At 65.9% G+C, this 4,294-nt stretch carries 5 protein-coding genes; 3 read left to right on the top strand and 2 right to left on the bottom strand.

What is annotated here, in order from left to right:
* Window positions 1–84: 84 nt before the first annotated feature.
* Entirely contained in the window at window positions 85–783 is a 699-nt protein-coding gene (gene kdpE / locus ACEN88_RS25440) for a two-component system response regulator KdpE (RefSeq protein WP_413344145.1), read from the top strand.
* 114 nt (window positions 784–897) lie between these two features.
* Window positions 898–1,584, top strand: coding sequence for a choice-of-anchor E domain-containing protein (locus ACEN88_RS25445; protein ID WP_413344147.1), 687 nt, complete (start codon window positions 898–900; stop codon window positions 1,582–1,584).
* A gap of 7 nt (window positions 1,585–1,591) precedes the next feature.
* Here the strand turns inward: ACEN88_RS25445 and ACEN88_RS25450 are convergent, their stop codons facing one another.
* Window positions 1,592–2,425 (bottom strand): cupin-like domain-containing protein, encoded by an 834-nt coding sequence (locus ACEN88_RS25450; RefSeq protein ID WP_413344152.1) that lies wholly within the window; start codon window positions 2,423–2,425, stop codon window positions 1,592–1,594.
* A gap of 64 nt (window positions 2,426–2,489) precedes the next feature.
* Here ACEN88_RS25450 and ACEN88_RS25455 point away from each other — a divergent pair, with 64 nt between their 5' ends.
* Window positions 2,490–2,897 (top strand): DoxX family protein, encoded by a 408-nt coding sequence (locus tag ACEN88_RS25455; protein ID WP_413344149.1) that lies wholly within the window; start codon window positions 2,490–2,492, stop codon window positions 2,895–2,897.
* Here the strand turns inward: ACEN88_RS25455 and ACEN88_RS25460 are convergent.
* Entirely contained in the window at window positions 2,890–4,212 is a 1,323-nt protein-coding gene (locus ACEN88_RS25460; protein ID WP_413344150.1) for an MFS transporter, read from the bottom strand. The genes ACEN88_RS25455 and ACEN88_RS25460 overlap by 8 nt on opposite strands.
* Window positions 4,213–4,294 lie beyond the last annotated feature (82 nt).

Consider the following 4,294-nt stretch of genomic DNA (forward strand, 5'->3'; position numbering starts at 1 on the left):
GCGCTTGCTTCGAATTGCGCCTGCCCCTGGGCGAGCCGCCGCCGCTGCCGGACCCCGAACACCATCACCACTTCACCGACCAGCATGAGCATTGAATCCGCCGCACCCGTCGCCCTCATCGTCGAGGACGAACCGCAGATCCGCCGGTTCGTCCGCATGGCCCTCGAAGGCGAGGGCTGGCAGGTGCACCAGTCCGAGACGCTGAAGCGCGGCCGGATCGATGCCGGCAGCCGCACGCCCGACCTCATCATCCTCGACCTGGGCCTGCCCGACGGCGACGGCATGCAACTGATCCGCGACGTGCGCACCTGGAGCCCCATGCCGATCATCGTGCTGTCCGCGCGCATCGACGAGGCGGACAAGATCGCGGCGCTGGATGCCGGCGCGGACGACTACCTGACGAAGCCCTTCGGCATCGGCGAACTGCTCGCACGCGTGCGCGCCGCGCTGCGCCGCCAGCACAAGGCGGGCGGCGACGCCTCCGCACGCATCGTATTCGGCCGGGTCGAGGTGGACCTGAACAAGCGTACGGTCCTGCGCGACGGCCAGCCCGTGCACCTGACGCCGACCGAGTACAAGCTGCTGTCCGTGCTGATCGCGAACCTGGGCCGCGTCGTCACGGCGCCGCAGCTCCTGCGCGAGGTGTGGGGGCCGTCGAACGCGGACAATGGACATTACGTGCGCATCTACATGGGACATCTGCGCCAGAAGCTGGAAGACGATCCGGCGCAGCCGCGGCACCTGTTGACCGAAACCGCCGTCGGCTACAGATTGCAATCTTGACACTGAAATTGTGTAAAAGAAAACATGCACACGTGAAATTTGTTCATTATTATGGTTATAATGGAAAACCGTATCACCCGTTAATAACCAAACATTTAATTCGAACCAGCACACATGAAAAAGACACTTGCAGCCCTGGCGGCAACCGCCGCATTCCTCCCGTTCGCATCCGCGCAAGCGAGCACGCTCAGCTATTCCGACAGTATCGCCCTGGCCACGACCAACTGGTCGAACACCTTGTCGTTTTCGAAATTCGACACCAGCCTCGGTAACCTGACCTCGATCCGCTTCGACCTGTCCGGCGTCGTGCAGGGCAACGGCAATGCGGAAAGCCTGGATGCGACGGCCTCCACCGTGACCCTCTCGCTGGGTTCGCTGCTGGGCCTGACCCGTCCGGACAACAGCACGCTGGTCGTGACGAATCCGGTGTTCAGCCAGACCTTCAATTTCAGCGCGTTCGACGGCAGCATCAACTTCGACGGCACGTCGGGCGGCTCGACCGGTTCCGTATCGGCGTCGGGCGCGAACTTCTTCGTCAGCAGCAGCGCGAGCGATTTCGCCCTGTTCTCGGCGCTGGGCGGCGGCACGATCAACCTGGGCCTGAACGCCGTCGGCGCGTCGAGCGGCAACGGTTCGGGCAACCTGATCACGCAATTCAGCACGGCCGCATCGGGCGTCGCGAAGGTCACCTACACGTACACCGCGCCGTCGACGGACCTGCCGGAACCGGCCAGCCTGGCGCTGATCTGCGGCGGCCTGGGCCTGCTGGGCGCCGCGCGCCGCCGCAAGCACAAGGCGTAAGCGCCGCTCAGGGCGCTGCAAGCCGCAGCGAAGGCTCGTCCTTCAGCGCGAGCGGCATCGCCCTGGCCCAGCGGTTGACGGACAAGGCGAACGTCAATGCCCGCACCTGGTGATACCAGCCGGCGGGCACGTACAGCATCTCCCCGGGCTCGACGATGCATTCGACCGGCGCCGCCCGGCGCGCGAGCGGATACGCATCGAAATCGGGACGCTCCGGATCGAACGGGGACCCGAACAGCACCGGATTCGCTTCGCGCACGTACAGGAACTCGTCATGGTGGGGCGGAACGAGGAAGATCCTTTTCGTGCCCCAGATCTGCGCGAAGATATTGTCGTCGTAGTCGCAATGCAGCGGCGTCACCGTGCCGGCGGGACCGAGCCAGAAGCGGGGCGGTCCCATCTTGCCGAAGTAGCCGGGCCAGTGGCACATCGCATTCAATGCATTGATCTCCAGGTTGCCGACATACGGCGGCAAGCCGTCCTGCCAGTCCGCGACGAGATCCAGGTACTCGCCCATCGCCAGGTCCCGCATCGCGCGGTCCGGCGCGAACGCCGTGCCGATGTAGTCGCCCACGCGGGCGCGCACGGGCACGTCGCCGAACCTTGCGCGCAATGCCGCCGGCGTGAAGGCGCACAGCGGCCAGCGGCCGACGAGGCCCGTGATCATGAACGGCAGGCCGCGTTCGGCCTGCGCGACGAAGGCCGCGCGATCGAGCGTCCTGAAACGGGGGACGGCGGTCAGGGGCGGGAGTTTGCGTGATGCGTCACGGATGGCGTCGCGCATGGCGGCGATCGACGTCACGCCGCGCACGCGGGCATTCTTGTCGGGATCAGGAATCAACGGCTGGTTCTCTTCAGGTGGCGTACCATGGAAGTATACAGTCGTGTTCACACCAGGAGGGAATATGGAAAACCGGATGGACGATGGCGGCAAGCTGGTCCTGCGTGCCGTGCTGGCCGTGTTGATCCTGTTTCACGGCGTGTCGAAGCTGATCGGCGGCGTCGGCTTCATCAGCGGCATGCTGGTCAAGGCGGGCCTGCCGGGCGCCCTGGGCTACCTCGTGTACATCGGCGAAGTGATCGCGCCGCTGCTGATCCTGTTCGGCGTGTTCACGCGCGCCGCGGCGCTCGTCGTGGTCGTGAACATGATCGTCGCGCTGCTGCTGGTCCACACGAGCCAGTTCTTCACCCTGAACGACACCGGCGGCTGGGCGCTCGAACTGCAGGGGATGTATCTCGGCGCCGCCGTCGCCATCGCCCTGCTGGGTGCGGGGCGCTACAGCGTCGGCGGCCTGGCGGGCCGCTTCAATTGACGGCCACGCGCTCCTTCACGATGCCGCGGTAGACGAGGAAGGTCGCGAACAGGCTGATCGCGGCGGCACCCGCCATCCACCAGCCGGGTGCGGCCTTGTCGCCCGTGGCGTCGATCAGCCACGTCGAGAACAGCGGCGTCATGCCGCCGAACAGCGCGGTCGCGAGGCTGTACGCCAGCGAGAACCCGGTCGTGCGTACCTGCAGCGGGATGATTTCCGTGAGGGCGACGATGGTGGCGCCGTTATAGCTGCCGTACAGGAACGACAGCCACAGCTCGATCATCACCATGTTGCCGAAGCTGGGATGCGCGATCAGCCACGACAGCGCGGGATACGCCGTGACGGCGGCCAGCGCCGAACAGACGGCCATCACGGGCCAGCGGCCGATGCGGTCAGACAGGGCGCCCATCACGGGCAGCCAGATGAAGTTCGATACGCCGACGCACAGCGTCACGAGCAGGCTTTCCTCGGTGGAGAGTTTCAGCACGCTCTTGCCGAACGTGGGCGTGTACACGGTGATCAGGTAGAACGCGACGGTCGTCATCACGACCAGCATGGCGCCGGCCGTCACGATGGGCCAGTTCAGCGTCAGCGTGCGCATCACCTGCGGGAACGTCGGGTGCGATTTCTGCGCGAGATACGCCTGCGTCTCCTGCAGCGAGCGGCGGATGTAGAACACGACGGGGATGATCGAGCAGCCGATGAAGAACGGGATGCGCCAGCCCCAGTCGGCGATGACGTCCTTCGGCATCGCGTGGTTCAGGCCATAGCCCAGTGCGGCGGAAAACACGACGGCCACCTGCTGGCTGGCCGACTGCCAGCTCACGTAATAGCCCTTGTTGCCTGGCGTCGCCATCTCGGACAGGTAGACCGACACGCCGCCCAGTTCCACGCCCGCCGAAAAGCCCTGCAGCAGGCGGCCGGCCAGCACGAGCAGCGGCGCCATGAGGCCGATGGTCGCGTAGCCGGGCACGAACGCGATCAGCGCGGTGCCCGATGCCATGATGCCGAGCGTGAGCACGAGACCCTTGCGGCGGCCGATGCGGTCGACGTAGCTGCCCAGGAAGATGGCGCCCAGCGGGCGCATGAAGAAGCCGGCGCCGAACGTGGCGAACGTCATCATCAGCGCGGCGTACTCGCTGGTCGCCGGGAAGAACGCGGCCGCGATCTGGTTCGCGTAGAAGCCGAACAGGAAGAAATCGTACATCTCGATGAAATTCCCGCTCGTGACGCGGATGACGGCGCCGAGCTTCGATGGCCCGCGCGCGGGTGCTGCTGTCGCGGCGCGAGGCGCGACGGTCGATTGACTGGTCATGATGTGTCTCCGGAGTGGGTTCAGTGCGGGGCCGCGCCCTGCATCTGCTGCTGGATGCCCAGTTTGTCCAGCAGTTCGCGTT

The organism is Massilia sp. CT11-108, assembly GCF_047302915.1.
Lineage (GTDB): Bacteria > Pseudomonadota > Gammaproteobacteria > Burkholderiales > Burkholderiaceae_D > Telluria > Telluria orientalis.